Source organism: Micromonospora sp. IBSANI012 (assembly GCF_052814045.1).
This window is the reverse complement of record NZ_CP199933.1, coordinates 3,457,065-3,481,223: the sequence shown is the minus strand read 5'-3', so window position 1 is coordinate 3,481,223 and position 24,159 is coordinate 3,457,065. Positions and strand designations below refer to the sequence as shown.

Here is a 24,159-nt window from a genome sequence, read left to right as displayed (position 1 = left end):
CTGTCGCCAGTGGACCGGCCGACTACCGCGAGATCGTCGCGCCGCCGGACGCGGCCCGGGCGGCGAGCGCCGCGCAGATCCGGGGGAGTGCCGTGCCGATCGGGTCGCGGATCACCTCGACGGCGAGGTCGTCGTACGGGGTCGGGTCGCGGTTGACGACCACCAGCCGGTTACCCGCGTTCACCGCCACCGCGCACAGCGAGGCGACCGGCTCGACCTGGAGCGAACTGCCGACCGCCAGCATGAGCTGGCTGTGCGCGGCGATCCGCTCGGCGTGGCCGATCGTCGCCGCGTCGAGGTGCTGGCCGAAGAGCACCACGGCCAGCTTGAGGATGGCGCCGCAGTCGAGGCACCGGGGATCCCCGTCGCCGGCCGCCACCCGGGCCAGGGTTCGCCCGCTGGGCGTGCGCGCGCCGCAGCCGGTGCAGACCACCTCGTGCATCGTGCCGTGCAGTTCGAGCACCTTGCGCGGGCTGGAGCCGGCCTTCTGGTGCAGTCCGTCGACGTTCTGGGTGAGGACGCGTACCGCCACCCCGGCCCGCTCCAACTCCGCGAGCGCGTGGTGCGCCGGGTTGGGCTCGGCCTGCCACGCGGCATGCCCGAGATAGGTCTGCCAGAACCTCGCCCGCACCGCCGGGTCCGCCAGGAACGAGCGGTGGGTGAACGCGTCGGCCAGGGCCGGATCGCGGGTCCACACCCCGGACGGGCCCCGGTAGTCGGGGATGCCGGAGTCGGTCGAGATGCCGGCCCCGGTGAGCACCGCCACCCTGGTCACGCCGTCCGCCCAGCTCATGTCGTTCATGACCGCCGATGGTAGGCGCGGGAACTGGTACCGGCGAACGGGATTCCCGGGCCGACCCGCACGGTCCGGCCGGCTGGGGAACGCCGAGTCGGCGCGTGATCGCGCCCGTCCCACCTGTAGGACGGGCGCGGCTCAGAGCCAGGGCAGCGGGTCGACCGGACGGCCGCCGAGACGAACCTCGAAGTGCAGGTGCGGGCCGGTGGAGGCGCCGGTCGACCCGACCAGTCCGATCACCTGACCGGCGCGGACCCGCTGGCCGGGCGACACCAGCAGCCGGGACTGGTGGCCGTAGCACGTGGACAGTCGCTGCCCGTCCGCCCGGCCGTGCGCAATGCAGGTGTAGTTGCCGTAGCCGCCGTACCAGCCGACGCGCGAGACGCGGCCGTCGGCGGCCGCCAGGATCGGGGTGCCGGTCGGGGCGGCGAGATCCACACCGGGGTGCAACTGCCAGACCCGGTAGTACGGGTCGAACCGGGTGCCGAACCGGCTGGTGAGTCGGCCCGCCAGTGGTCGGCCGAGCCGGCCGCGACCGACCGTGGCCACGGTGCGGGCCGGTACCGCCACGGCGGGCACGGCGGGCAGGGCGCGTACCCGACGGTCGATCTCCTGCCGGAGCCGCGTCTCCTCCTGCCGGCGGCGGACGAGTTCGGCCTGGCCGGCGGTGATCGCGCCGGAGAGCGCGACGGCGCGGTCGGTGGGGGTGTCCACGACGTCCCCGGCGTCCGTCACCGTCAACGGCGAGGCCGCATCCGCGTCCCCGCCGGCGGTCAGGGTGGTCAGCAGGTGCAGCACCGGATCCGGTCCGCGCCGCACCTTGGCGAGGTCGGCGCGGGTCCGGGCGAGGGTGTTCTCCAGGTACTGGATCCGGTGCTGGACGTCGCCGAGCGCGGCGACCTGGCGGGCCTGCGGCGTGCCGGCCGCGTCCACCGGCGGTTGCGGGTAGAGGTCGGCGCCGGGGTCGTCGGCGATGAGCGCGGGGGCCGATCCGGGGTCCACCATCGACCCGCCGCTGCCGGGCGGGCCCGGGACACCCACCTGCGGTGGCGTGCCGCCGGTTGGCGGGCTGGTCGCGGGCGGCGCCGTCGGTCCGGGCGACCCGGTGGCCGGCGGGAGGGTCGGCAGCTTGACCGGGGGCGGCTTCAGGGGCGGCAGCGTCACCTTCGGCGGTTCTATCGGCGGCAGCGACACGGTCAGCGACGGGCTCGGCAGGGGCAGCAGGGTCGGCAGCGGCAGCGGTCCCTGCGCTGCGCTCTGTGCCCCGGCGCTCGCGGTTCCGGCATCCAGGCAGAGGGCGGTCATCATCAGCGTGGCGGACCCGGCGACGGTCGCCAGAGTGGCCCGCCTCCACCAGCGTTGCTCCATGCCGTACTCCTGCCGCCGGCTCGTGTCGTCCCCTTGCTACATCGGGTCGGGGTGCCCGGTCGTTACAGCCGAATCGGCCGGCGGCGCCCCCGGACGCCGCCGCAGCCGCCGACGGGCCAGCAAGGCCGCCGCCGCGACCGCGCCGGCCACCGCCGCCGCGATGGCCGGCACCCGCATCGACCGTCCGGACGGCGGGACCTCGCTCGCCATGGCCGTCGATCCCAGGGGCGGATCGGTGGGCGTGGCCGTGGACCCCGGGAGCAGGTAGGCGTTGCTGGTGGTCCGGGCGCCCGTCGCGGTGGTCTCCACCGAGGTGACACCGACCCGGTTGCGGACCACCGTGCCCGGCGCCGCACCCGGGCGGACCCGCCCGGAGATCGTGATCCGCGGCGCCGCCCCGGCGGTGCCCAGGCGCAGGTCACCGAGGTCACAGACGACGGTACGCGGGGACGCCGCGCACCGACCCGGCTCGGCCCGGGCGGTGACACCGTCGAGATCGACCGTCGTGGTGAACGTGACCTTCGTCTTGGTGAGGGTGCCGCTGCCGGAGATCGTGACGGTGTGGGTGACCTGTTGCCCGGGCAGCGCGCCGAACGGTGTCGACGTCAACACCGGCGCGGCGTCCACCGACGGCGGCGGCGTCGGAACAGCCGCTGCCATGGCGGCCATCAGGCCCACCGCCGGCGCGGCGATCGACTCCCACATGGGCACACTGTAGGCCGACGCGGCTGCGGGCGCTGAGCCGGCGATCAGGGTGGCGGGCGCGCCCGTCGCGCCGATGGCGGTTGCCGGTCGACGGGCGGGCGACGCGGACGCGGTTACCGCCCGCTCAGCGGCTGGTCGGTGGGCACAGCAGCCGCTGCACCAGTGGCAGCTTCAGGGGTTCGAGGCAGAGGTCGAGCATGGGGGCCTCGGGCGTCGGTGGCGCGGTGGTCGGGCTGGGAGCAGCGGTCGGGGGCGGCGTCGTGGGGGCGGGCGTCGTGGTTGGGGGCGGCGTGGTGGTCGGGTCCGGCACGGGGGCGGGGCCGGGACCTCGGTCCGTCGGCGCGTCCTCGGCCGCGGCGGCGGCCACGCTCGTCCGGGGCCGGCGCGGCATCGGTCCCATCACCCGGGGGGTGTCGCCGTCGGGCGGCACCGTTGTCGCCGGGCCGGTCGGCGCGGGGGCCGGACCGCTGTCCGGGGCTTCGGGCGTGGCGGAGGCGCTCGGGGGGGTGCCCCGCTCGGCGGCTGGCGCGTCGGTGCCGGAGTTGCTACTGCCGCCGAGAGCCGCCCGGTACGGCGGGCCGGCCTGCTCGATCGACGACGTGCCGGCGGACAATGTCGCGTACGCCAACGTGACGACTGCGGCGGCGGCGGCGACCGCCGGGCGGTCGGGGCGCACCGCGGCCAGCGGGGCCCGGGCCGGGTCGGCCGGTGCCGGTGGCGTCGGCCGCGTGTGCTGGTGCCCGGCGAGCAGGGCGTCGACCTGCGCGGCGACGGCGGCCCGCTGTCCGGTGGCGGCGGCGAAGGCGAGGGTGAGGTAGAAGCGGAAGTTCACGGTGGCGTTGGCCGGTACGCGCAGCCCGGCGAGCGGATTCCCGTCGGCGGTGTGCAGCAGGGTCAGGGGGATGTCGGGGTGGTGTGCCGGCCCGACCATGTCCGCGTACGTCCACTCCCGGCAGCTCGCGCCGCCCGAGAAGACGACCCGGTGGTTGGTCACCACGGCCATCCCCGCGTCGACGACCCGCAGGCCCGTCGGCAGCCCGCGCCGGGGCGGGTGGGCGCCCGGCACGGTGACGGTCAGCTCCGGCGCGGGCAGTCCGGCGATGTGCCGCGCCCCGGCCTCGGCCAGCTCCGCGGTCGGCAGCACCCGGTAGACGACCTCGTCGCGGCCAAGGTCCATCGGCAGGCTGTCCCGCGGGTGCGCGTACCCGTGGAAGCCGGCGGCCTCGATCCGCAGCCGTACCAGGTGGTCGTTGCGCCGGTGCCAGGCCGCGGTCGCGCTGTCGAACGCGCGCCGCCGGCGCTCGTTCTCGCGCTCCGCCCAGGTGACCCGCCATCGGGGCGCCCGAGCCGGCATGGTGGTGGGTGAGTGTCCCGTCACGTCGAGTACAACCACTCGCGCCGCGTCAGGACACGCGCCGGGGATCGATGCGTACCTTTAGCTCCGAAAGGAGAGATTTGGCTCGCGGTTCACCAGCGCCGGCCTCGGGCCGGGGTCGGCGGTGTTATTCGGTTGCCGGCCGCCGGACGCGCTGGTCGACTGGGTGGGTCACGCCACCGACCGCGAAGGATCAGAGATGCGAGCTGCGTTCATGTCCAACCACTTGGGAATGATCATCAACCCTAAGGACATGACGCTCCGTGAAAACCTTGAACATCGGCATCCTCGCGCATGTTGACGCCGGCAAGACCAGCCTGACCGAACGCCTGCTGCACGCCGTCGGCGTCATCGACGACCTGGGCAGCGTGGACGACGGCACCACCCGCACCGACTCGATGGCCCTCGAGCGGCAACGCGGCATCACCATCCGATCCGCGGTGGCCTCCTTCGTCGTCGACGGCGTCACGGTCAATCTCATCGACACCCCCGGCCACCCCGACTTCATCGCCGAGGTGGAACGGGTCCTCGACCTGCTCGACGGTGTGGTGCTCGTGGTCTCCGCCGTCGAGGGCGTGCAGGCACAGACCCGGGTGCTGATGCGCACGCTCCAGCGGCTGCGCCTGCCGACCCTGATCTTCATCAACAAGATCGACCGGGCCGGTGCCGATCCCGACCGGGTGCTGCGCGACCTGGCCGCCCGGCTCACCCCCGCCGTGGTGGCGACGGGCGCCGTGCACAACGCCGGTACGCCGGCGGCGCGCTGCGTACCCCACCCCGACACCGACCCGAGTTTCAATCGGCGGCTGCTCGACCTGCTCACCGCGCACGACGACGCGCTGCTGACCGAGTACGTCGAGGACGAGCGGCGACTGACCGGACGGCGACTGCGCCGGGCTCTCGCGGCGCAGACCCGGCAGGCGCTGGTTCACCCGGTGTTCGCCGGCTCCGCGATCACCGGCGCGGGCGTGGCACCCCTGATCGCCGGCCTCACCGAGCTGTTGCCGGTGGCCGAGGACGGCGCCGACGGCCCGCCCTCCGGCACCGTCTTCAAGGTGCAGCGGGGCCCCTCGGGTGAGCGGATCGCCTACGTCCGGCTGTTCGGTGGCACCGTACGGGTGCGGGACCGGTTGCCCGTCGGCGCGGGACGCCTCGCCACGGTCACCGGGATCGAGGTCTTCGACCGCGGCGCGACCGTCCGCGACGACGCCGTCGGCGCCGGCCGGATCGCGCTGCTGCGCGGCCTCGGCGACGTCCGGATCGGCGACCCGGTCGGGGCGGTACGGCGCATCGGACCCAGCGGCGGCCACCACTTCGCCCTGCCCACCCTGGAGACCGTCGTCGTCCCCGAGCGGGAGGCGGACCGGGGCGCCCTGCACGCCGCGCTCAGCCAGCTCGCCGAGCAGGACCCGTTGATCAACGTTCGGGTGGACGAGATCCGGCGGGAGATCACCGTCTCGCTCTACGGCGAGGTCCAGAAGGAGGTCATCCAGGCGACGCTCGCCGAGGAGTACGGCGTGGCGGTCGGCTTCCGGGAGACGACGACGGTCTACGTGGAACGGCTGGTCGGCACCGGAGCGGCGGTCGAGCTGATCGGGGTGGCGCCCAACCCGTTCCTGGCCACCGTGGGTCTGCGCGTGGCGCCCACGGCGACCGGCACCGGGTTCCGTTTCCGGCTCGGCGTCGAACTCGGCTCGATGCCGCCCGCCTTCTTCACCGCGGTCGAGGAGACCGTCCGGGCGACGCTGCGCCAGGGACTGCGCGGCTGGCAGGTCCTCGACTGCGAGGTGACGATGACCCACGCCGGGTACTGGGCCCGGCAGAGCCACTCGCACGGCACCTTCGACAAGAGCATGTCCAGCACCGCCGGGGACTTCCGCAACCTCACCCCGCTGGTGCTGGTCGAGGCGCTGCGGCGCGCCGGCACCCGGGTGGAGGAGCCGATGCACCGGTTCCGGCTGGAGATCCCGGGCGACGCGCTCAGCGCCGTCCTGCCCGTGCTGGCCAGGCTGGACGCGGTGCCCCACGCGACGCTGACGCGGGGCTCGTCGTACGTGGTCGAGGGCGACGTCCCGGCGCGGCGGGTGCACGCCGTGCAGCAGCGGCTGCCGACGCTGACCCGGGGAGAGGGGATCTTCGAGTCCACCTTCGACCACCACCGCCCGGTCCACGGGGAGCCGCCCACCCGCCCCCGCACCGACCACGACCCGACCGACCGCAAGGAGTACCTGCTGACCGTCGCCCGCCGGGTGACGGCGCGGCGGGGCGAGCGGTGACGGGTGCCCCCGGGTGGGGGCACCCGTCCGGGTCGGGTCCGGTGCTCAGGTCAGGTCGAGGTGCACCGTGGCGATCTCCCAGGCGCGCAACGGCAGCCGGACCAGACCGTCGGCGTCGACGCTCAGCCGCTCGCCCGGCCGGCCGAGCAGGTCGGCCCGCCACGCTCCCCGGACACCCCGCCCGGCCCCGATGACCGCGCCGGTGTCGGTCGGGGTCTCGGCCACCACCCGCACCTCGACCCGGCTCTGCCGGTCCCGCACGCTGGTGAGCGCCACCCCCGGGCCGGTCACCGACAGTCCGGTGGCCGGGGCCGGCAGCGCGACGGACGGTTGCGCCGTGCCGGCGAAGGCCAGGGGCTCGTGCCGGTACGCCTCGGCCGCCTCGGTCACCCCCGCTCCGTGCCACTCGCCCCGGAACGGCAGCACCGCCAGCTCGACGGTCCGCTCGCCCCGGCACTGCGCCGACGGGGTGGGCAGCTGCGGGCCGGCCGGCTCGTCCCGCAGCGCGTGCCGGTTGCGCGACAGCATCCCGATCGACCGCAGCATCGTCACGGCCAGCTCGCGCCCGGAGTCGGTCAGCTCGTACTCGGTGGGCTGGTTCAGCAGCACCGCCAGCGCGCCGTCCGACCCGCCGGCGGCCACGAACCCGGACGCCGGGAACGTCGGCAGCGGCACCTCACCGCCGCCGCCCTCCGCGGTCAGCCCGCGCTCCACCACCGCGAACTGCCCCTCGGCGTACGAGGCGCGGGCCGGGGACGGCAGCGGCAGGTGCAGCCGCACCCGGTGGTCGTCGCAGCGGTTGTCGAACTCGATCCGCAGCCGGGCGAACCGCTCGCCGGAGCGCAGCTCGACCTGGGTGGTGACCGCCACGGCCTCCCGGTCCACCGCCCGGGAGCCGGCGTCCACGTCGGCCGCCACCGGCCAGCGGTACTCCCGCGCCACGTCCACGACGGCCACCAGCGGACCCGCGTGCCGCACCACCGTGCGTACCGCGCGGGGCTTGTCGACCAACTCGTCGGCGGCCGGCGGGGCGTAGTTGTAGCTGTCGCCCACGTCGCCGCCGTCGACGATCCGGCCCACCCCGTCCACCGTGACACCGTCCGGAGTGGACAATCGCAGCGTGCCGTCCTCGGCGACGTCGACGCGCAGCAGTCCGTTGTCCAGGCTCCGGTCGGCGACGCTGACCGGGGCGGGCACCGGGGCGGCGCCGGCCGGCAGCGGAGTGACCGTGTCGGGGCCGGGCGCCGCGCCGGCCGGCAGCGGCACCGGCCGCACCGCGGTGTGGCCGAGCGGGGGCACGTCGACCAGCGCGGCGACGGTCAGCCGGGGCGCGGCGACGATGCGGACCCGCCAGTGATCCGGCCGGCCGGCGTCGGCCAGCGCCAGCCGGACGTCCTCCACGTCGAAGGCGGGGTCGCCGTGCCGGGCCACCTCGAAGGTGAGGGTGGCGTCGGCCGGCGACACCGACCACCGGGTCACCTCCTGGCCGTAGAGCTCCCGGCCGTGCACCCGGGTGAGCACCGAGGGCAGGTCGACGGCCGGCACCAGGTCGTCGGCGAGCAGCGTCCGGGCCCGGTCGAGGACCTGCGCGGCCACCGTCGTACCGTCCGCGCCGGCCAACCCCGCCGCCGCGCCGTCGGGCGCCTCGACGTCGAGGCGCACCAGCGCGGTCCGGGCGGTCGGGCTGGGGTTGAAGACCAGGTACCCGTCGCGCGGCACGGCGGCGGCCAGCCGAGCCCCGACCAGGTCGCAGACCGCGCGGCCGAGCTGGTCGGCCTCGGCCAGCCGGGCGGCCACCTGCTCGGCGGTCTCGTCGCAGCCGCACCCGGTCACCGAGTCGTGGCAGCTCGCGTCGATCAGCCGGGTCCACGCCATGTCCAGAAAGCGCTGCACGGAGGGGTCGTGCCAGAGCGCGGCGAGCGGTTCGGCGTACCGCTCCACCCGACGCTCGGCGCGACCCATCGCCTGCTTCAGGTGGGCGCGCACCGAGATCACGCCGGGCAGGATGTTCGCCCGGGCGTGCGAGCGCAGCTCCCCGCGTACGGTGGGCAGCCCGTCCACGGTGGTCGGCTGGGCGGCGAAGTACTCGGCGAGCGTGCCGAGTCGGAACCGGATGCCGTCGACGTCGGCGGCGGCGAGCAGGTCGGGGGCGTCCGGGGCCGGCGCCGCGTGGTCGGTGCCGTACATGGCCAGCGTCGGTCCGCCGGCGCCCTCGGGTCGCCAGCCGCCGAGCCGGTCGGCCAGGTCGCTGGCCCGGCGGGTGACCAGGGCGGCGTCGTCCATCAGGCCGGCCGCGTTGCCGTACCCGCCGGGCAGGTACTCGGTGCGCACCGTGGTGCCGTCCGGCGCCTGCCAGGCGAACGCGTGGGTGCGCACCCGGTCGGGTACGCCCCGGAACACGCAGGCGTGGGCCAGCCCGGCCCCGGCCAGCAGCTGCGGCATCTGGGCGATGTGGCCGAACATGTCGGGCAGGTAGCCCACCGGCATGGCCCCGCCCAGCTCCGCGCTGCGGGTCAGCCCACGCTCCAGGTTGCGGACGATGTTCTCCCCGGAGCAGAGGAACTCGTCGAGCAGGATCTGCCACGGCCCGACCGCCAGCCGTCCGGCGCGGACCAGGGCGATCACCTGCTCGCGCCGCTCCGGACGCACCTCCAGGTAGTCGTCGACCGCGGCGAGCTGCCCGTCGAGGGTGAACCGCTGCCGCTCGTCGCGTTCCATCCGATCGAACACGTCGTCCAGCAGCGCCACCAGCCGCAGCCGGAACCGCTGGAACGGCTCGTACCACTCCCGGTCCCAGTGGGTGTGCGGCACGACGATGATGTCGGTCGGTCGTGTCATGAGCTGGCCGCCTCTCCGCCGATCGCCGCCCCGGTCAGCTCACCGAAGCGGCGTACCACCTGTTGGCTGGTCCGTACGTCGGTCGCGCCCTCGGCGATCCCGGTCAGCGGCAGCGCGCCCGCGGTGACCATCGCGTGGAAGGCGACCAGCTCCTGCTCGAACGCCTCGGTCACCGACCGGAACGCCGCCCGCCGCTCACCGCCGCCGTGCGCCTGGACCAGGGTCAACGTGGTGGGCGCGTTGAGCAGGTACGGCGACGGGAAGACCAGCTCCAGCGAGCCCCGGGCGTGATGCAGGGTCACCGTCTCCCGGTAGGCCGGGTAGTCGGGCAGGTTCAGCCAGCGGATGCCGTAGCGGGCCCCGCCCGGCAGCCGCCCGCTGATCTCCACCGACGGCTCCGCCGGCCCGTCGGGCGCCAGTGGCCAGGTCGCGACGTGCTCCACGGTGGCCGGCGCGCCGGTGAAGAGCCGCAGCAGGGACAGGTCGTGGGAGATGCTGTTGATCAGGATCTGGTAGAGGGTGCGCGCGCCCGGGTCACCGCCGACCGCCGCGTCGAGCAGCGCGGCGTCGACGGCGCGCAGCCGGGCCACCTCGGCGGGCGGCACGTCGGCGGGGGCCGGCGGCAGGTTGGCGAAGACGAGCTGCCGATCGCCGCCGGCGTGCAGCACGGTCACCTCCACGGCGTGGATCCGCTCGGCCCCGCCCCACTCGTCGAGCAGCCGGACGGCCTCGGCCACCGCCGGGTCGTACTGCTTCATGTAGCCGACCATCAGCGCCGGCGCGCCGCCGCTCAGCTCGGTCAGCCGGGCCGCCTCCGCCAGGGTGTAGGCCAGCGGCTTCTCGCAGAGCACCGGCAGGCCCGCGCGCAGCGCCGACGCGGCCAGCTCACCGTGCGAGCCGGAGGTCGCCAGCAGCAGCGCGTCGTACCCGCCGTCGGCCAGCATCGCGGCGGCGTCGGTGTACCGGCGGCCCGGCTCGACGCCGTACCGGCCGCCCAGCTCGGCCACCCGGGTGGGGGAGAGGTCGCCGAGCGCGACGATCTCGAACAGGTCGCTGCGGCGTTGCAGCAGCGGCAGGTGCACCGTACGGGCGATGATGCCCAGCCCGGCGACCGCGATCCGGATCCGCTTGCCCGGTTCGGTCATCGCAGCGCCTCCTCGAGCCAGCGCCGGTTGGCGCGCTGGTCGGCCAGCGTCCGGTCGAGGTCGCGCCCATGCGCCGGCGCGTCCTGTTCGATCACCAGCCAGCCGGTGTAGCCGATGGCGTCGAGGCCGGCGAGCACCCCGGCGAAGTCGACGTCGCCGGTCCCCAGGGCGCAGAAGCCACCGGCGGCGACCACGTCGGCGAGGCCACCGCCGGCCGCCCGGACCCGCTCGTGGACGGCCAGGTCGGCGTCCTTGAGGTGCACCTGCCCGATCCGGCCGGCCCACCGGCGGACCGCCGCGACCGGGTCTCCGCCGGCCAGCAGCAGGTGCCCGGTGTCCAGGCAGACCGCGATGTCGGTGAGTTCGAGCAGCCGGTCGGCCTCGGCCTCGGTCTCCACGTCGGTGCCGAGGTGGTAGTGGAACACCGGTTCCAGACCCCGGTCCCGGCACCGGTCGGCGGCCTGCTGCACCCGGGCGGCGAACTCCGGCCAGGCGGTGGCCGGCAGCGCCGAGGTGAGGTCGGGCGGGGTGCCGGGCCGGGCCATCCGGCCGGGGTTGCCGGGGCAGGCCAGCGTGGGCCGGGGGGCGAACCGGGGGTCGTCGGCCGGTACGGCGGTGAACGCGTCGAGCGCCGCGTCGAGCTGGACCAGGTCCGCGCCGAAGCCGTCCGGGTCGGCGTAGCGCAGGTCGACCCAGCCGCCGGCGAGCCCGATGCGGTTCGCCGCGAGCCGGTCGGCCAACACCTCGCCGGTGCCGAGGTAGCCGATCGGCCCGGAGTCCACCCCGTCGTACCCGTCGCGGGACAGGGCCGCGAGCAGCTTGTCCGGGTCGAGGAGCGTGTCGTCGTGCTGGTAGATGCCGTGGTTGACCGGTGCGCCGGCCACCCGGGTGCGTCCGCTCAGCTGCACAGTGCGATCACCTCCATGCGGTGCGATTCCAGGACGTGCAGGCCGTCGCCGGCCGGGAGCCGGCACCGGTCGCCGTGGACGACGCGGTGGCTGCCGTCGGGGTAGCCGAGCAGCATGCCGTCCGCGTCGAGGGCGAACAGTTCGTCGCCGAGGCGCAGCAGCAGCGGCGCGTCGGGGCCGGCGGACACGGCGGTACGACCGGCCCGCAGCGCGTCGAGCACGGCGGCCTGCGGCTCGCGGTCGTCGTCGACCAGCAGCCAGGTGGTGGGGGAGCCGGGCGGCGCGTCGTCGCCGGGGCGGTGGAAGTCGCTGCCCCCGACGGGGACCACGTCCGGGCGCCAGGCCCGCGCCCACGCCAGCGGGGCGCCCCAGGTGCGGTCCCACCAGCCGGAGTGCCACACCTCGGCCAGCCGGGTACGCGTGGTCAGCGGCTGCCGCCAGGCGCAGTCGCCGCCGAGGGGATGGTTGACCGACATCAGCCCGCCGGCCCGCTCCGCGCCGGCCAGCCACTCGTCGGGCGGCTGCCGGAAGTCGACCCAACCGACCGGGCCGAACACGTTGGCGTGTCCCCGGTCGGTGGTCACCTCCTGCCCGGGCAGCAGGGTGAGGCCGTACCGGGCCGAGGCGGCGGGCAGCCACGGGTGGTGGCTGACGGTGTTGTGGTCGGTGACGGCGAGGAAGTCCAGGCCCCGGGCGGCGGCGAGGGCGGCCAGTTCGTCGATGGTGGCCGCGCCGTCGCTGTGCACGGTGTGCGCGTGCAGGTCCCCGGCGATCCAGCGCCGGCCGTCCACCCCGGGCAGCGCGCGGCGCGGCGGGCGGTCCGGGCGCGGTGGCGCCGCCGGCGGCGTCGGGGCGTCCGCCCCGGTGGTGCTGGTCGTGGCGGTGACCTCGTAGCTCAGGCCCTCCGGTGGGATGCGGTGCAACCGGAGCAGCACCTGCCATTCGCCGGGTTCCAGCTCACCGGGCAGGTAGCCCGGGGTGGCCCAGTGGGCGGCCACGGTGTAGCCGTCGCGGGCACCGCCGGACCAGCCCCGGAAGCCGGCCGGCCCGAGGCAGCCCAGGTCGAGCACCCCGGCCTGCCGGGGATAGTCGAGTCGTACGGTGAGCGCGGCGGTGCCCGGCGGCACGGTGACCGGCAGGGTCCGCAGCACACTCTCGGCGCGGTCCGCCAGCGTCCACCTGCCCCGGTGCACCGCCATGGCTCACCGCTCCGCGCCGGTACGCGCGGCGGGCACGGCCGCCGCCGCCCCGCTCACCAACTCGCCGTCCCGGTAGAGCAGTGACCGGCCGGGCCGGGGCACCACCCAGCCGGTGTCCCCGGGTTCGGGCTCGCGCCCCTCCGGCACGACGACCTGGACGCTGGTCCCCGCGGCCCGGGCGACGTCCCCGCCGGCCATGTCGAGGGAGACCAGCGAGAAGCTGCCGAGATTCTCCACCACGACCACCTGCCCGCTCAGCGCCCCCGGCACCGGTTCGGCGGAGTAGTCCAGGTACTCGGGACGGACCCCGTAGACGAGCTTCTCGCCGGCGCTGACCTGGTCCCGGACGTCGTCCGGCATCGGCAGCCGGGTGCCGGCGACGGCCAGTTCGCCGTCGTGCGCCTCGGCGTCGATGAGGTTCATCGGGGTGGAGCCGATGAAGCCGGCGACGAAGGTGTTGGCGGGGCGGCGGAACACCTCGGTCGGGGTGCCGACCTGCCGGATCCGGCCGCCCTCCATGACGGCGATCCGGTCGGCGAGGGCGAGCGCCTCGGCCTGGTCGTGGGTGACGAAGACGGTGGTGACGCCCAGTTCGCGTTGCAGCCGCTTGAGGAAGGTGCGCGCCTCCAGCCGCAGCCGGGCGTCGAGGTTGGACAGCGGTTCGTCGAGGAGGAAGACCTGCGGGTGGCAGGCCATCGCCCGGGCGAGCGCGACCCGCTGCTGCTGCCCGCCGGACAGCTGCCCCGGGCGGCGTTGCAGCAGGGCGGACAGGCCCAGCTCGTCGGCGGTCTCCGCCGCCTTCTCCGCGCGGCCCCGACGGTCCATCTTCTTGATCCGCAGCGGGTAGGCGATGTTCTCCTGCACCGTCATGTGCGGGAAGAGCGCGTAGTCCTGGAAGACCATCGCCACGTCCCGCTTGCCGGGCGGCAGGTTGGTCACGGCGCGGTCGCCGATGTGCACACTGCCGCCGGAGGCGACCTCCAGCCCGGCGATGGTGCGCAGCAGGGTGGTCTTGCCGCAGCCGGACGGCCCGAGCAGCGCGAAGAACTCGCCGTCGGCGATCTCCAGGTCGAGGGCGTCCAGGGCCCGCACCCCGTTGGGGTAGACCTTGGTCAGGTCGCGCATGGTGATGGCGGACATCAGCGCTTGATCCCTCCGTGGAAGCGGAATCCGTACCGGCTGCTGACGAAGACGAACATGAGCGCCACCGGCAGCGAGTAGAGCAGCGAGAACGTGGAGAGCAACCGCAGGTCGGCCTGGCCGCCCTCGGTGTAGAGGGTGTACATGATCACCGCGGCGGGGGCCTTCTCCGGCCCGCGCAGCAGCAGGAACGGCACCAGGAAGTTGCCCCAGACGTTGGCGACCGCCCACACCCCGACGGTGGCCAGGCCGGGGCGGACCAGTGGTACCACGATGTGCCGCATGATCTGCAGCGGGCTGGCGCCGAAGACCCGGGCGGACTCCTCGTAGGACGTCGGGGTGGCGTCCATGAAGTCCTTGAGGATGAAGATCGCCGCGGGCAGCAGCCCGCCGGTGAGGATCAGGATGACCCCGAGCCGGGAGTCGATCAGGTTGAGCCGGAACGCCAATTCGAACAGCGGCACCATGGTGGCCGTGCCGGTGACGATCGACGAGAGCAGCAGCAGCCCGTAGAGCAGCGCGTCGCGGCCGGGCACCCGGACCCGGCTCAGCGCGTACGCGGCCAACGCCCCGAACGTCACCACCAGCGCCGCAGTGCCGGCGGCCAGGTAGACGGAGTTGAGCAGCGAGCTGAGCGCGTACGGGTTGTCGAGCAGCGCGCGGAAGTTGTCCAGGGTGAACCGCGGCAGCGACGCGGTGATCGTCGGATTGTCGTCGAACGGGGCGGTGGCCAGCCAGAGCAGCGGCAGCGCGAAGAACCCGAGGACGGCGCAGAGGAAGGTGTAGCGGGCGACCCGGCCGAGCAGGTGCCGAGCGGCTTCCGTGCCGGCCTTCGGGTCGGTGGTCGGCGCGGGCGCCGTGCTGGTCGCGCTGCTCACGCCGTCTCCTTCCGCCGGCCCAGCATGCGCAGGTAGACCAGCGCGATGACCAGGTTGATCAGCAGCATGATGAACGAGATCGCGGCGCCGAAGCCGAGTTCACCGCCGGAGAGCGCCACCTTGTAGACGTAGACCGGGAGGATCTCCGAGCGCTGCTCGGGGCCGCCGGCGGTGATGAGGAACGGCGCGAAGTCGTTGAACGTCCAGAGGCTGATCAGCAGGAGATTGGTCAGCACGTGCCCGCGGATGCGGGGGAAGACCACGTCGCGCAGTTGCTGCCAGGTGGACGCGCCGGCCAGCCGGGCGGTCTCCAGGTGCGACCGGGGCACGTTCTCCAGCGCGGCGGCGTAGAGCATCATCGAGAACGCGGTGCCGCGCCAGGTGTTGAACACGATGATCGACAGCATCGGGTGGTCGAGCAGCCAGGCCGTGCCCGGGATGCCGAGCAGCGTGTTGAGGGTGCCGCCGTCCCGGTCGAGCAGGGCGATCCAGAGGAAGGCCACCACCGAGCTGGGCAGGATCCAGGAGAGCAGGACGAACGCCTCGACCACCCGGCGCAGCGGGCCGCGCCGGTCGCGCAGCGCGAAGGCGATGGCGAAGCCGAGCCCGGCCTGGCCGATGACCGCCGAGCCGAGCACGAACTGCAGGGTCAGCACCAGCGAGGAGCGGAACCGTTCGTCGCCCAGGGCCCGGGTGTAGTTGTCCAGGCCGACGATCTCCGGGTTGGCGGCGGCCAGGCCGGTCAGCCGGTAGTTGGTGACGCCCAGGTAGATCGTCCAGGCGGCCGGCACCACGAGGAAGAGCAGGATCAGCACCATGCTGGGCACGAGGAACCCGGTGGCCCGGGCCCGGCCCAGGCCAGCGGCGTCGGGGGCCGGGGAGGCGCCCGTTTCCGGGCGCCTCCCCTCCACCACCTGGTCAGGAGGTGACGTTACCTGCGCCACCGACAATCCCTTCCAGCTTCTTCTGGTACGCCCCGGCGGCCTCGTCGGCGCTCCGGCCCGACGCGGCGGCGGCGGTCGCCTCCTGCAGCGCCACCGACACCTGCGGGTACACCGCCAGCGGCGGCCGGTACGCGGTCACCGGCAGCACCTTCTCGGTGACGAAGCTCAGCATCGGGTCGCCCGCGAGGACCTCCTTGTTGACGTCCATCCGCGCGGTGATCCGTGCCTCGCCGGCGAGTTCGGCCTTGACCGCCTCCGCCGAGTGCATGAACGACAGCAGCTCCCAGGCCTGGGACGGGAACTTGGAGTTCGGGTTCAGCACCCGTACGCCGCCGCCGGACATGCTGACGAAGTCCTGCCCGCGGATGCCCGCGCCGGGCTGCTTGGCGGGGATCATCGCGTACCCGACGGCGGTGTTCCGGTCGGCCATCTTGGCGATGCCGGTGCTCGGGTTGATGACGCTGCGCCAGAAGTAGTCACCCTCGGCCAGGATGCCGATCTTGCCGGCGGCGAACTCCGCGAAGGACTTGTCGCGTCCCTTCGCCTCCTGTTGCAGCTTGGGATCGCCCAGGCCGCCGCCGTAGATCTTCGTGTAGAAGTCGAGCATGTCCTTGACCGGCTGGCTGGCTCCGGCCCACTTGCCGTCCTTGTAGATCTCGCCGCCGGCGCCGACCAGCAGCGGCAACGCGCCCTGCATGGAGGTCGCCTCGCCCATCGCGGTGCCGGCGTTCATCTGGATCGGGGTCACCCCGGGCAGCGCCTTGAGCTTGGCGCCGGCGTCGAGGATCTCCTGCCAGCTCTTCGGCTGCCAGTCGGCGGGCAGGCCGGCCTGGGCGAAGAGCTTCTTGTTGTAGTAGAGGACCCGGCCGTCGGTGCCGAGCGGGATGCCGTAGCGCTTGTCCTCGAAGCTGCCGAGGCCCTGCACGGTCTCCGGGATCTGCGACCAGCCCTCCCAGGAGTCGGCCTGGCCGCCGGCCACCTCGGACAGCGGCTTGAGGTAGCCGGCCTGGACGAACTCGCCCACCCAGATGCCGTCCACCGCGATCACGTCGGCGCCGCCCTTGGAGCGCAGGTCCAGGGCCAGCTTGGTCTTGTACTGCTCGTCGTCGACGCCGCTGGGCACGAACGTCACCTTGGCGGTGACGCCCTTGGCCTTCTGCGCCTCGACGAACCGGGGGATGACCCACTTCTCGATCCACTCCGCGCCGGCGGAGTTCTTGCCGCCCACGATGGAGTTGGCGGAGATCGTGAGGGTGATGTTCTTGGCGTCCTTACCAGCGGGCTCGGACGAGTCGCCGCAGGCCGTGAGGCCCAGGGCAAGGGTGGTGAACGCGGCGAGCACGCCCGCTGCGCGTCTCGGCTTGGATGTCATGGGCTGCTTCCCTTCGCAAGGAGACTTCGAAGAGACTCGCGGGTCGCCCGCCGGCCGCACGTCCGCCGCCGGCGGTGTTTGCGGCCACAATGTCATGACAGCCTGACGACGTAAATACCTGTCACTGAAATGAGCCCGAAACATCCACCGTCACCGCTCGGCGACGGTCACCTCAAGGGAGTAGCGGCTGGCCCGGTAGAGGTGCGCGCCGTGTTCCACGTACCGGCCCTGGTCGTCGTAGGCGGTGCGGGTCATGGTGAGCAGGGGCGCGCCGCGCCGCTCGCCGAGCATCTGCGCCTCGGCGGCGGTCGCCGCCCGCGCGCCGATCCGCTGGTGGGCGCCGCGGATGCGCATGCCGCCGGCGCGCAGGATCGCGTACAGGCCCTTGGCCTGCAACGCGTCCATGCTGAGCCGCACCAGGTCGGGCGGGAGCCAGTTCTCCATCACCGCGAGGGGTTCGGAGTCGGAGAACCGCAGCCGGCGCAGGTGCTGCACCTCGCTGCCGGCCGGTACGCCGAGCGCGGCGGCGACCTCGGCCGGGCAGGCCACGGTGGCCAGTTCGAGCACCGAGGTGGACGGCTGCTGGCCGGCGCGCAGCAGGTCGTCGTGGAGGCTGGTCAGCTCCACCGCCCGGCGCACCTCGCCGCGCACCACCTGGGTGCCCACCCCGCGACGGCGCACGATCAGTCCCTTGTCGACCAGGTGCTGGATCGCCTGGCGCACGGTCGGGCGGGACAACCCGAGCCGGTCGGCGAGCTGCAACTCGCTGTCCAGCCGGTCGCCGGGCGCCAGTTCGCCGCGCTGGATCGCCGCGGCGAACTGCTCCGCGACCTGGAAGTAGAGCGGGACCGGGCTGCTCCGGTCGACCGCGATCTCGGGTCCGGTCACGGCACCTCCTCGCTGGGCACGAGCGGGATCTCGGGGCACGATGATGGGCGCCACTGTACCGAAGCGGTCACCGAACGCAGAGCGCGGATGTCATGACAACACATTGACAGAACTCGTAGAGCGCTGTTACCAATCAGGGGCAGGGCCGGCGGGCACGGCATCGCCGGCCGGGGAAGGACGCCGCATGCTCGATGTGCTCACCATCGGCCGGGTCGGGGTGGACATCTATCCGTTGCAGATCGGCACGCCGCTGGCCGAGGTCGAGACGTTCGGCAAGTTCCTCGGCGGCAGTCCCACCAATGTGGCCGTCGCCGCGAGCCGCCAGGGGCTGCGCGCCGGCGTGATCACCCGCACCGGCGCTGACGCGTTCGGCGACTACGTGCACCGGGCGCTGCGCGACTTCGGCGTCGACGACAGCCAGGTCCACCCGGTCGACGGGCTACCCACCCCGGTGACCTTCTGCGAGATCTTCCCGCCGGACGACTTCCCGCTCTGGTTCTACCGCACACCGACCGCCCCCGACCTGCAGATCCGCCCCGAGGAACTCGACCTGGACGCGATCGCCGCGGCCCGGGTCTTCTGGCTCACCGGCACCGGCCTGTGCCAGCAGCCGAGCCGGGACGCCCACGCGGCCGCGCTGGTCGCCCGCGACGGGCGCCCGCACACCGTGCTCGACCTGGACTACCGGGCGATGTTCTGGTCCGACCCGGCGGCGGCCACCGCCGCGGTCGCCGAGGTGCTGCCGCGGGTCACCGTGGCCGTCGGCAACCTCGACGAGGTGGAGATCGCCGTCGGCACCCGCGACCCCGAGCGGGCCGCCGGGCTGCTGCTCGACCGCGGGCCCCGGCTGGCGGTGGTGAAGCTCGGGCCGGCCGGGGTGCTGGCCCGCACCCGCACCGAGACCGTCCGGGTGCCGCCGGTGCCGGTGGAGGTGGTCAACGGGCTCGGCGCCGGCGACGCGTTCGGCGGCGCGCTCTGTCTGGGCCTGCTGCGCGACTGGCCGCTGGAGCGGACGCTGCGCTTCGCCAACGCCGCCGGCGCCATCGTCGCCTCCCGCCTGGCCTGCTCCGCCGCCATGCCCGAGCACGCCGAGACCGCGGCGCTGGCCCGTGCCGTCGAGTCGGAACCGGCGTCGTCGACCGCCGCCGTGGGAGGAGAAGACCGGTGAGCACCGAGTACGACGCGCTGACCCTCACCCGCGCCCACCGGCCACAGGCGATCGCCGAGGCGGCCGCCCGGCGGACCCGCCGACCGTGGCCCGACCACGGCCGGCCGCTGTTCATCATCGCCGCCGACCACCCCGCCCGCGGCGCCCTCGGCGTGCGGGACCGGCCGATGGCGATGGCCGGGCGCGCCGACCTGCTCGACCGGCTGCGCCTGGCGCTGTCCCGGCCCGGCGTCGACGGCGTGCTCGGCACCCCGGACGTCCTGGAGGACCTGCTGCTGCTCGGCGCGCTGGAGGACCGGCTGGCCATCGGCTCGATGAACCGCGGCGGCCTCTCCGGCGCCACCTTCGAGCTCGACGACCGGTTCACCGCGTACGACGCCGACAGCATCGCCGCCATGCGCTACGACGGCGGCAAGATGCTCTGCCGCATCGACCCGGACGACCCGGGCACCGCACCGACCCTGCAGGCCTGCGCCCGGGCGGTCACCGCCCTCGCGGCCCACCGGACGGTGGCCCTCGTCGAGCCGCTCTGGGTGGCGCGCACCGACGGCCGGGTGCACGCCGATCTGCGCCCCGAGGCGATCATCAAGGGCGTCAGCGTCGGCCAGGCTCTCGGCGCCACCTCCGCGTACACCTGGTTGAAGCTGCCGGCGATCGACGAGATGGAGCGGGTGATCGCCGCGACCACCCTGCCGGTGCTGCTGCTCGGCGGCGACCCGGTGGAGGCGCCGGACGTGGTGTACGCGCGGTGGGCACGGGCGTTGCGGCTGCCCGGTGTGCGCGGCCTGGTGGTCGGCCGGGCGCTGCTCTACCCGCCGGACGACGACGTGGCCGCCGCCGTGGACCTGGCTGGATCGCTGCTGCCCACCGGGCAGCAGGCGTGAGCGCGGTCGAGGCGCACCTGCCCTGGGGCACGACCACCCGGGCGCCGTGGGCGCTGGAGGTCACCCCCGAGCGGGCCGGCTGGCGCTACGCCGGCCTGCGGGTGCTGACCCTGCCCCCCGGTGGCGCGGTCAGCTTCGACACCGGCGACGAGGAGATGCTGGTCGTGCCGCTGGCCGGCGCCGCGACGGTGCACTGCGACGGGCTGAGCCTGACCCTGGCGGGCCGCGCCTCGGTCTTCGCCGCGGTCACCGACTTCGCGTACCTGCCGCGCGACGCCACGGTGACGGTGCGGGGCGAGGGCCGGTTCGCCCTGCCGTCGACGCGCGCCACCCGCCGGCTGTCGCCCCGCTACGGCGCCGCCCGCGACGTGCCGGTCGAGCTGCGCGGCGCCGGCCCGGCCAGCCGACAGGTCAACAACTTCTGCTCCCCGGAGGCGTTCGACTGCGACCGGCTGGTCGCCGTGGAGGTGCTCACCCCGGGCGGTAACTGGTCGTCCTACCCGCCGCACAAGCACGAGGAGGACCGGACCCACGACGACGGCCGGGTCGAGGCGGAGCTGGAGGAGATCTACTACTTCGAGGTGGCCGGCGGCGTACCCGGCGACGCCGGGGGCCCGGTCGGCTACCAGCGCGTCTACGGCACCGCCCGACGGCCGATCGAGGTGCTGGCCGAGGTGCGCGGCGGGGACGTGGTGCTCGTCCCGTACGGCTACCACGGGCCGTCGATGGCCGCGCCCGGCTACCACCTCTACTACCTCAACGTGTTGGCCGGGCCCGGCCCGGAGCGGAGCATGGCCTGTGTGGACGACCCCCGGCACCACTGGGTCCGCGGCAGCTGGGCGGACCAGCCGGTCGACCCGCGGCTGCCGCTGACCGGCCCGACGACGCGGGAGGCGTGATGCCCAGACTGACGGTGGCGCAGGCCCTGGTGACGTTCCTGGCCCGGCAGTGGTCCGAACGCGACGGGGCGCGGCGGCGGCTGATCCCGGCCTGCTTCGGCATCTTCGGCCACGGCAACGTCGCCGGGATCGGGGAGGCGCTGGCCGGGCCGGCGGGCGCGGAGCTGCCGTACCACCTGTGCCGCACCGAGCAGGGCATGGTGCACACCGCCGCCGCATACGCCCGGATGACCGACCGGCTCAGCACCCTGGCCTGCACCACCTCGATCGGTCCGGGCGCGACGAACCTGGTCACCGGCGCCGCCGGGGCCACCGTCAACCGGCTGCCGGTGCTGCTGCTCCCCGGCGACATCTTCGCCACCCGGGTGGCGAACCCGGTGCTGCAGGAGCTGGAGGACCCCCGGTCCTACGAGGTCAGCGTCACCGACGCGCTGCGGCCGGTCTCCCGGTACTGGGACCGGATCAACCGGCCGGAACAGTTGCCGGCGGCGCTGCTGGCCGCGATGCGGGTGTTGACCGATCCGGTGGAGACCGGCGCGGTCACCCTCGCGCTGCCCCAGGACGTGCAGGCGGAGGCGTACGACTGGCCGGCGGAGCTGTTCGCCGAACGGGTCTGGCACGTGCCGCGTCCCCGCCCGGACTCCTCGGCGGTCGCCCGGGCCGCCCGGGCCGTTACCGCGGCGCGGCGGCCGCTGGTGGTGGCCGGCGGCGGGGTGATCTACAGCGGGGCGTGCGAGGCGCTGCGCCGGTTCGCCGAGGAGCACGGGGTGCCGGTCGCCGAGACCCAGGCCGGCACCGGCGCGCTGCCGCACGGCCACCCGCTCGCGCTCGGCGCGGTCGGGGTCACCGGCACCACCGCCGCCAACGAGATCGCGGCGGGCGCGGACCTCGTGATCGGGGTGGGTACCCGGTACAGCGACTTCACCACCGCCTCCGGCACCCTCTTCGGCGAGAACGCCCGGTTCGTCAACGTCAACATCACCGGCTTCGACGCCGCGAAGCTCTCCGGCGTGCAGGTCGTCGGGGACGCCCGGGAGAGCCTGGCGGCTCTGGACGCGGCGTGCGCGGGCTGGGGCACCGAGCCGGCGTACCGGGCGTCCGTGGCGGAGCTGACCGAGCGGTGGACGGCCGTGGCGGACCGGGCCCGGCACGCCGACCCCGAGGCGCGGCCCACCCAGACCGCCGTGATCGGCGCGGTCAACGACGCCGCCGGGCCGCGCGACGTGGTGGTCTGCGCCGCCGGGTCCATGCCCGGCGACCTGCACCGGCTGTGGCGCAGCGCCGACCCGAAGAGCTACCACGTCGAGTACGGCTACTCCTGCATGGGCTACGAGATCCCCGGCGGGATCGGGGTCCGGCTGGCCGCGCCGGACCGCGAGGTCTTCGTGCTCATCGGTGACGGCTCCTACCTCATGCTGCCCAGTGAGCTGGCCACCGCGGTGGCGGAAGGGATCAAGCTGGTCGTCGTGCTGGTGGACAACCAGGGGTTCGCCTCGATCGGCCGGCTCTCGGAGAGCGTTGGCGCGCAGCGGCTCGGCACCGCCTACCGCGACCGGGCCGGGGGCCGGCTCCCGGTCGACCTGGGCGCGAACGCGGCGAGCCTCGGCGCGGACCTGATCCGGGTGACCACCACGGCGCAGCTGCGGGCTGCGCTGGCCACCGCCCGGGCGGCGGAGCGCACCACGGTCGTCCACGTCGAGACCGACCCGTTCGAGGCCGGCCCGGACGGCGGCGCCTGGTGGGACGTGCCGGTCGCCGCCGTCTCCACCACCGCGCGGACGCGGGCCGCCCGGGCCGCGTACGAGGCCGGGTCCAAGGCCCGCCGTACCCGTCTGAGCGGTGATCCCGGGGCCTGAACCGGGTCCGGCCCGCCCATCCCGAGCGGCGACACCGCCCAAACCGGCGTGATCGGGACGCCCCGCCCTCGTGACGGGCGCGTGCGGCGGTGGGAGGTTGGCGAGGCGCCTGCCGGGTAAACGCCGCCATGGCCCATCGTGGTCCGGGCGACGGTTCCGTGCGCTCAGCGCTCCACGCGGTCGCCGAGCGGACCGGCCGGTCGGTGACCGAGGCCCGCCGGCGCGGCGGCGCGGGCGGTCGGGTACGGCTGCGCCAGCTCGAGGTGACCGTGGTCATCGCGGTGCAGGCCGGACTGGCCGCGGCGCTCGCGGCCCTGCTCGCCGAGTACCTGCTCGGCCCGGGTGCGCACGTCTTCGCCCCGGCCGCGGCGGTCGGCACCATCGCCACCGCCATCGGGCAGCGCGCCCGCCGTACCTTCGAACTGCTGGGCGGGGTCGGGATCGGCATCATGATCGGTGACGGCCTGCGGTTCCTGCTCGGCTCCGGGCCCTGGCAGACCGGGGCGGTGGTCGCGCTGGCGATCGCCAGCGCGTTGCTGGTGGCCGGCCGGGGCGGGGCCCTGGTCGGGCAGGCGGGCGGTACCGCCGTCCTGATCGCGACGCTCGCCCCGATGCAACGGGGCCTGGAGCTGCCCCGCGTCTTCGACGCGCTGGTCGGCGGCGTGGTGGGCCTGCTGGTGGTGGCGCTGCTGCTGCCGATCAATCCGCTGCGGGTGCTGGACCGGGCGGCCGCGCCGCTCTTCGCCGCCGTCACCGAGCAGCTGTACGCGGTGGCGGACGCCCTGTCCCGCCGGGACGCCGACGCCGTGATCCGGGCGCTGGACCGGCTGCGCGGGCTGGACGCGGACATCGGGCGGCTGAACGAGTCGCTCAGCGGGGCGGAGGAGGTGGTGACGCTGGCGCCGGCCCGCTGGCACCGCCGGGCGCGGTTCCACCGCTACGCCCGCAGCGCGGAACATCTGGAGCGCCTGATCCTCACCAGCCGGGCGTTGGCCCGCTGGAGCGCGACCGCCCTCCAGTACGGTGAACCCGTCCCGGCGCACCTGCCCCGGGCGGTTCGTCGGCTGGGTGACGGCATCGCGGAGCTGCGCCGGGAGAGCCGGGCGGATCAGGAGCCCGAGCGGACCCGGCAGCTGGTCCGGGAAAGCGCCCACCTCGCCGGCCGAGCCTCGGCGGAGGGGGTGCGGTCGTACGGGGACGCCCTCGTCACCGATCTTCGTACCGCCGCCAGTGACCTGCTGCGGGGAACGGGGTGCCATCCGGACGACGCCAACCGGATGGTGCGCCAGGCGGCGCAGGCCGGGGCGGCCGAGGTCCGTCCGCCGCTGCGCCGGGAGCTGCGCCGGGAGCTGCGCCGGCCGCGGCCTACTAGGATCACCGGCACCCGGCGGCGGGCGCGGCTGGCCAGGCGGGCCCGCCCCGAGGGGCGGGTGGGCGCGTCGTACCCGCCCTCGCGCTGAAGCGCTGCGCCGTCCCCGGCGGCCGCACGTCGGGGCGCTCGGGCCGCCCGGCGAACCCCG

General features: G+C 74.7%; 19 protein-coding genes. 6 read left to right on the top strand and 13 right to left on the bottom strand.

What is annotated here, in order from left to right:
- Positions 1-22: 22 nt before the first annotated feature.
- From ACTWM8_RS16145 to ACTWM8_RS16130, 4 genes are all read right to left on the bottom strand, one after another.
- Positions 23-802, bottom strand: coding sequence for an SIR2 family NAD-dependent protein deacylase (locus ACTWM8_RS16145; protein ID WP_446209740.1), 780 nt, complete (start codon positions 800-802; stop codon positions 23-25).
- A 132-nt stretch (positions 803-934) separates the two neighbouring features.
- On the bottom strand, positions 935-2,164 hold the full coding sequence (locus tag ACTWM8_RS16140) for a M23 family metallopeptidase (RefSeq protein WP_446209739.1): 1,230 nt from the start codon (positions 2,162-2,164) through the stop codon (positions 935-937).
- A gap of 36 nt (positions 2,165-2,200) precedes the next feature.
- The gene (locus ACTWM8_RS16135) at positions 2,201-2,869 is read right to left on the bottom strand and encodes a hypothetical protein (RefSeq protein ID WP_446209738.1); all 669 of its coding nucleotides are present in this window, start codon (positions 2,867-2,869) and stop codon (positions 2,201-2,203) included.
- Positions 2,870-2,993: 124 nt separating this feature from the next.
- Positions 2,994-4,247 (bottom strand): hypothetical protein, encoded by a 1,254-nt coding sequence (locus ACTWM8_RS16130; protein ID WP_446209737.1) that lies wholly within the window; start codon positions 4,245-4,247, stop codon positions 2,994-2,996.
- A gap of 260 nt (positions 4,248-4,507) precedes the next feature.
- Between ACTWM8_RS16130 and ACTWM8_RS16125 the strand changes: the two genes are divergently transcribed.
- Positions 4,508-6,520, top strand: a complete 2,013-nt coding sequence (locus tag ACTWM8_RS16125; RefSeq protein WP_446209736.1) for a GTP-binding protein — start codon at positions 4,508-4,510, stop codon at positions 6,518-6,520.
- Between the two features lie 45 nt (positions 6,521-6,565).
- On the opposite strand, the gene ACTWM8_RS16120 is transcribed toward ACTWM8_RS16125, so the two are convergent.
- The 9 genes from ACTWM8_RS16120 to ACTWM8_RS16080 all read right to left on the bottom strand — a co-directional run bounded on the left by ACTWM8_RS16120 (position 6,566) and on the right by ACTWM8_RS16080 (position 17,832).
- The gene (locus ACTWM8_RS16120; protein ID WP_446209735.1) at positions 6,566-9,358 is read right to left on the bottom strand and encodes a glycoside hydrolase family 38 N-terminal domain-containing protein; all 2,793 of its coding nucleotides are present in this window, start codon (positions 9,356-9,358) and stop codon (positions 6,566-6,568) included.
- Positions 9,355-10,503 carry a Gfo/Idh/MocA family protein gene (locus ACTWM8_RS16115; RefSeq protein ID WP_446209734.1) on the bottom strand — a complete coding sequence of 383 codons (1,149 nt, stop codon included), beginning with the start codon at positions 10,501-10,503 and terminating at the stop codon, positions 9,355-9,357. The genes ACTWM8_RS16120 and ACTWM8_RS16115 overlap by 4 nt, the downstream gene beginning before the upstream one ends.
- Positions 10,500-11,411: a sugar phosphate isomerase/epimerase family protein gene (locus ACTWM8_RS16110; protein ID WP_446209733.1), complete on the bottom strand. Its 912-nt coding sequence runs from the start codon at positions 11,409-11,411 to the stop codon at positions 10,500-10,502. Before ACTWM8_RS16110 ends, ACTWM8_RS16115 begins: the two co-directional genes overlap by 4 nt.
- Positions 11,402-12,610 carry a CehA/McbA family metallohydrolase gene (locus ACTWM8_RS16105; protein WP_446209732.1) on the bottom strand — a complete coding sequence of 403 codons (1,209 nt, stop codon included), beginning with the start codon at positions 12,608-12,610 and terminating at the stop codon, positions 11,402-11,404. The genes ACTWM8_RS16110 and ACTWM8_RS16105 overlap by 10 nt, the downstream gene beginning before the upstream one ends.
- 3 nt (positions 12,611-12,613) lie before the next feature.
- The gene (locus ACTWM8_RS16100; RefSeq protein ID WP_446209731.1) at positions 12,614-13,750 is read right to left on the bottom strand and encodes an ABC transporter ATP-binding protein; all 1,137 of its coding nucleotides are present in this window, start codon (positions 13,748-13,750) and stop codon (positions 12,614-12,616) included.
- On the bottom strand, positions 13,750-14,628 hold the full coding sequence (locus ACTWM8_RS16095; RefSeq protein ID WP_446209730.1) for a carbohydrate ABC transporter permease: 879 nt from the start codon (positions 14,626-14,628) through the stop codon (positions 13,750-13,752). Before ACTWM8_RS16095 ends, ACTWM8_RS16100 begins: the two co-directional genes overlap by 1 nt.
- The gene (locus ACTWM8_RS16090) at positions 14,625-15,572 is read right to left on the bottom strand and encodes a carbohydrate ABC transporter permease (protein WP_446209729.1); all 948 of its coding nucleotides are present in this window, start codon (positions 15,570-15,572) and stop codon (positions 14,625-14,627) included. Before ACTWM8_RS16090 ends, ACTWM8_RS16095 begins: the two co-directional genes overlap by 4 nt.
- A complete protein-coding gene (locus ACTWM8_RS16085; protein WP_446209728.1) occupies positions 15,547-16,944 on the bottom strand; it encodes an extracellular solute-binding protein in 1,398 nt (465 codons plus the stop codon). The genes ACTWM8_RS16090 and ACTWM8_RS16085 overlap by 26 nt, the downstream gene beginning before the upstream one ends.
- Before the next feature lie 150 nt (positions 16,945-17,094).
- Positions 17,095-17,832 carry a GntR family transcriptional regulator gene (locus ACTWM8_RS16080; protein ID WP_377607242.1) on the bottom strand — a complete coding sequence of 246 codons (738 nt, stop codon included), beginning with the start codon at positions 17,830-17,832 and terminating at the stop codon, positions 17,095-17,097.
- Between the two features lie 184 nt (positions 17,833-18,016).
- On the opposite strand from ACTWM8_RS16080, the gene iolC reads away from it, so the two are divergent.
- The 5 genes from iolC to ACTWM8_RS16055 all read left to right on the top strand — a co-directional run bounded on the left by iolC (position 18,017) and on the right by ACTWM8_RS16055 (position 24,099).
- A complete protein-coding gene (iolC, locus tag ACTWM8_RS16075; RefSeq protein ID WP_446209727.1) occupies positions 18,017-19,000 on the top strand; it encodes a 5-dehydro-2-deoxygluconokinase in 984 nt (327 codons plus the stop codon).
- A complete protein-coding gene (locus tag ACTWM8_RS16070; protein ID WP_446209726.1) occupies positions 18,997-19,884 on the top strand; it encodes a Cgl0159 family (beta/alpha)8-fold protein in 888 nt (295 codons plus the stop codon). The genes iolC and ACTWM8_RS16070 overlap by 4 nt, the downstream gene beginning before the upstream one ends.
- Positions 19,881-20,783 (top strand): 5-deoxy-glucuronate isomerase, encoded by a 903-nt coding sequence (gene iolB / locus ACTWM8_RS16065; protein ID WP_446209725.1) that lies wholly within the window; start codon positions 19,881-19,883, stop codon positions 20,781-20,783. The genes ACTWM8_RS16070 and iolB overlap by 4 nt, the downstream gene beginning before the upstream one ends.
- A complete protein-coding gene (gene iolD / locus ACTWM8_RS16060) occupies positions 20,783-22,639 on the top strand; it encodes a 3D-(3,5/4)-trihydroxycyclohexane-1,2-dione acylhydrolase (decyclizing) (protein ID WP_446209724.1) in 1,857 nt (618 codons plus the stop codon). Before iolB ends, iolD begins: the two co-directional genes overlap by 1 nt.
- Positions 22,640-22,797: 158 nt before the next feature.
- Entirely contained in the window at positions 22,798-24,099 is a 1,302-nt protein-coding gene (locus ACTWM8_RS16055) for an FUSC family protein (RefSeq protein WP_446209723.1), read from the top strand.
- Positions 24,100-24,159 lie beyond the last annotated feature (60 nt).

What these genes read in the sequence shown, in the direction of transcription:
- ACTWM8_RS16135 (WP_446209738.1), bottom strand. Translation starts at nt 2,869, where the DNA reads ATGTGGGAGTCGATCGCCGCGCCGGCGGTGGGCCTGATGGCCGCCATG.
- ACTWM8_RS16115 (WP_446209734.1), bottom strand. Translation starts at nt 10,503, where the DNA reads ATGACCGAACCGGGCAAGCGGATCCGGATCGCGGTCGCCGGGCTGGGC.
- iolD (WP_446209724.1), top strand. Translation starts at nt 20,783, where the DNA reads ATGCCCAGACTGACGGTGGCGCAGGCCCTGGTGACGTTCCTGGCCCGG.
- ACTWM8_RS16140 (WP_446209739.1), bottom strand. Translation starts at nt 2,164, where the DNA reads ATGGAGCAACGCTGGTGGAGGCGGGCCACTCTGGCGACCGTCGCCGGG.
- ACTWM8_RS16105 (WP_446209732.1), bottom strand. Translation starts at nt 12,610, where the DNA reads ATGGCGGTGCACCGGGGCAGGTGGACGCTGGCGGACCGCGCCGAGAGT.
- ACTWM8_RS16120 (WP_446209735.1), bottom strand. Translation starts at nt 9,358, where the DNA reads ATGACACGACCGACCGACATCATCGTCGTGCCGCACACCCACTGGGAC.
- ACTWM8_RS16100 (WP_446209731.1), bottom strand. Translation starts at nt 13,750, where the DNA reads ATGTCCGCCATCACCATGCGCGACCTGACCAAGGTCTACCCCAACGGG.
- ACTWM8_RS16145 (WP_446209740.1), bottom strand. Translation starts at nt 802, where the DNA reads ATGAACGACATGAGCTGGGCGGACGGCGTGACCAGGGTGGCGGTGCTC.
- iolC (WP_446209727.1), top strand. Translation starts at nt 18,017, where the DNA reads ATGCTCGATGTGCTCACCATCGGCCGGGTCGGGGTGGACATCTATCCG.
- ACTWM8_RS16085 (WP_446209728.1), bottom strand. Translation starts at nt 16,944, where the DNA reads ATGACATCCAAGCCGAGACGCGCAGCGGGCGTGCTCGCCGCGTTCACC.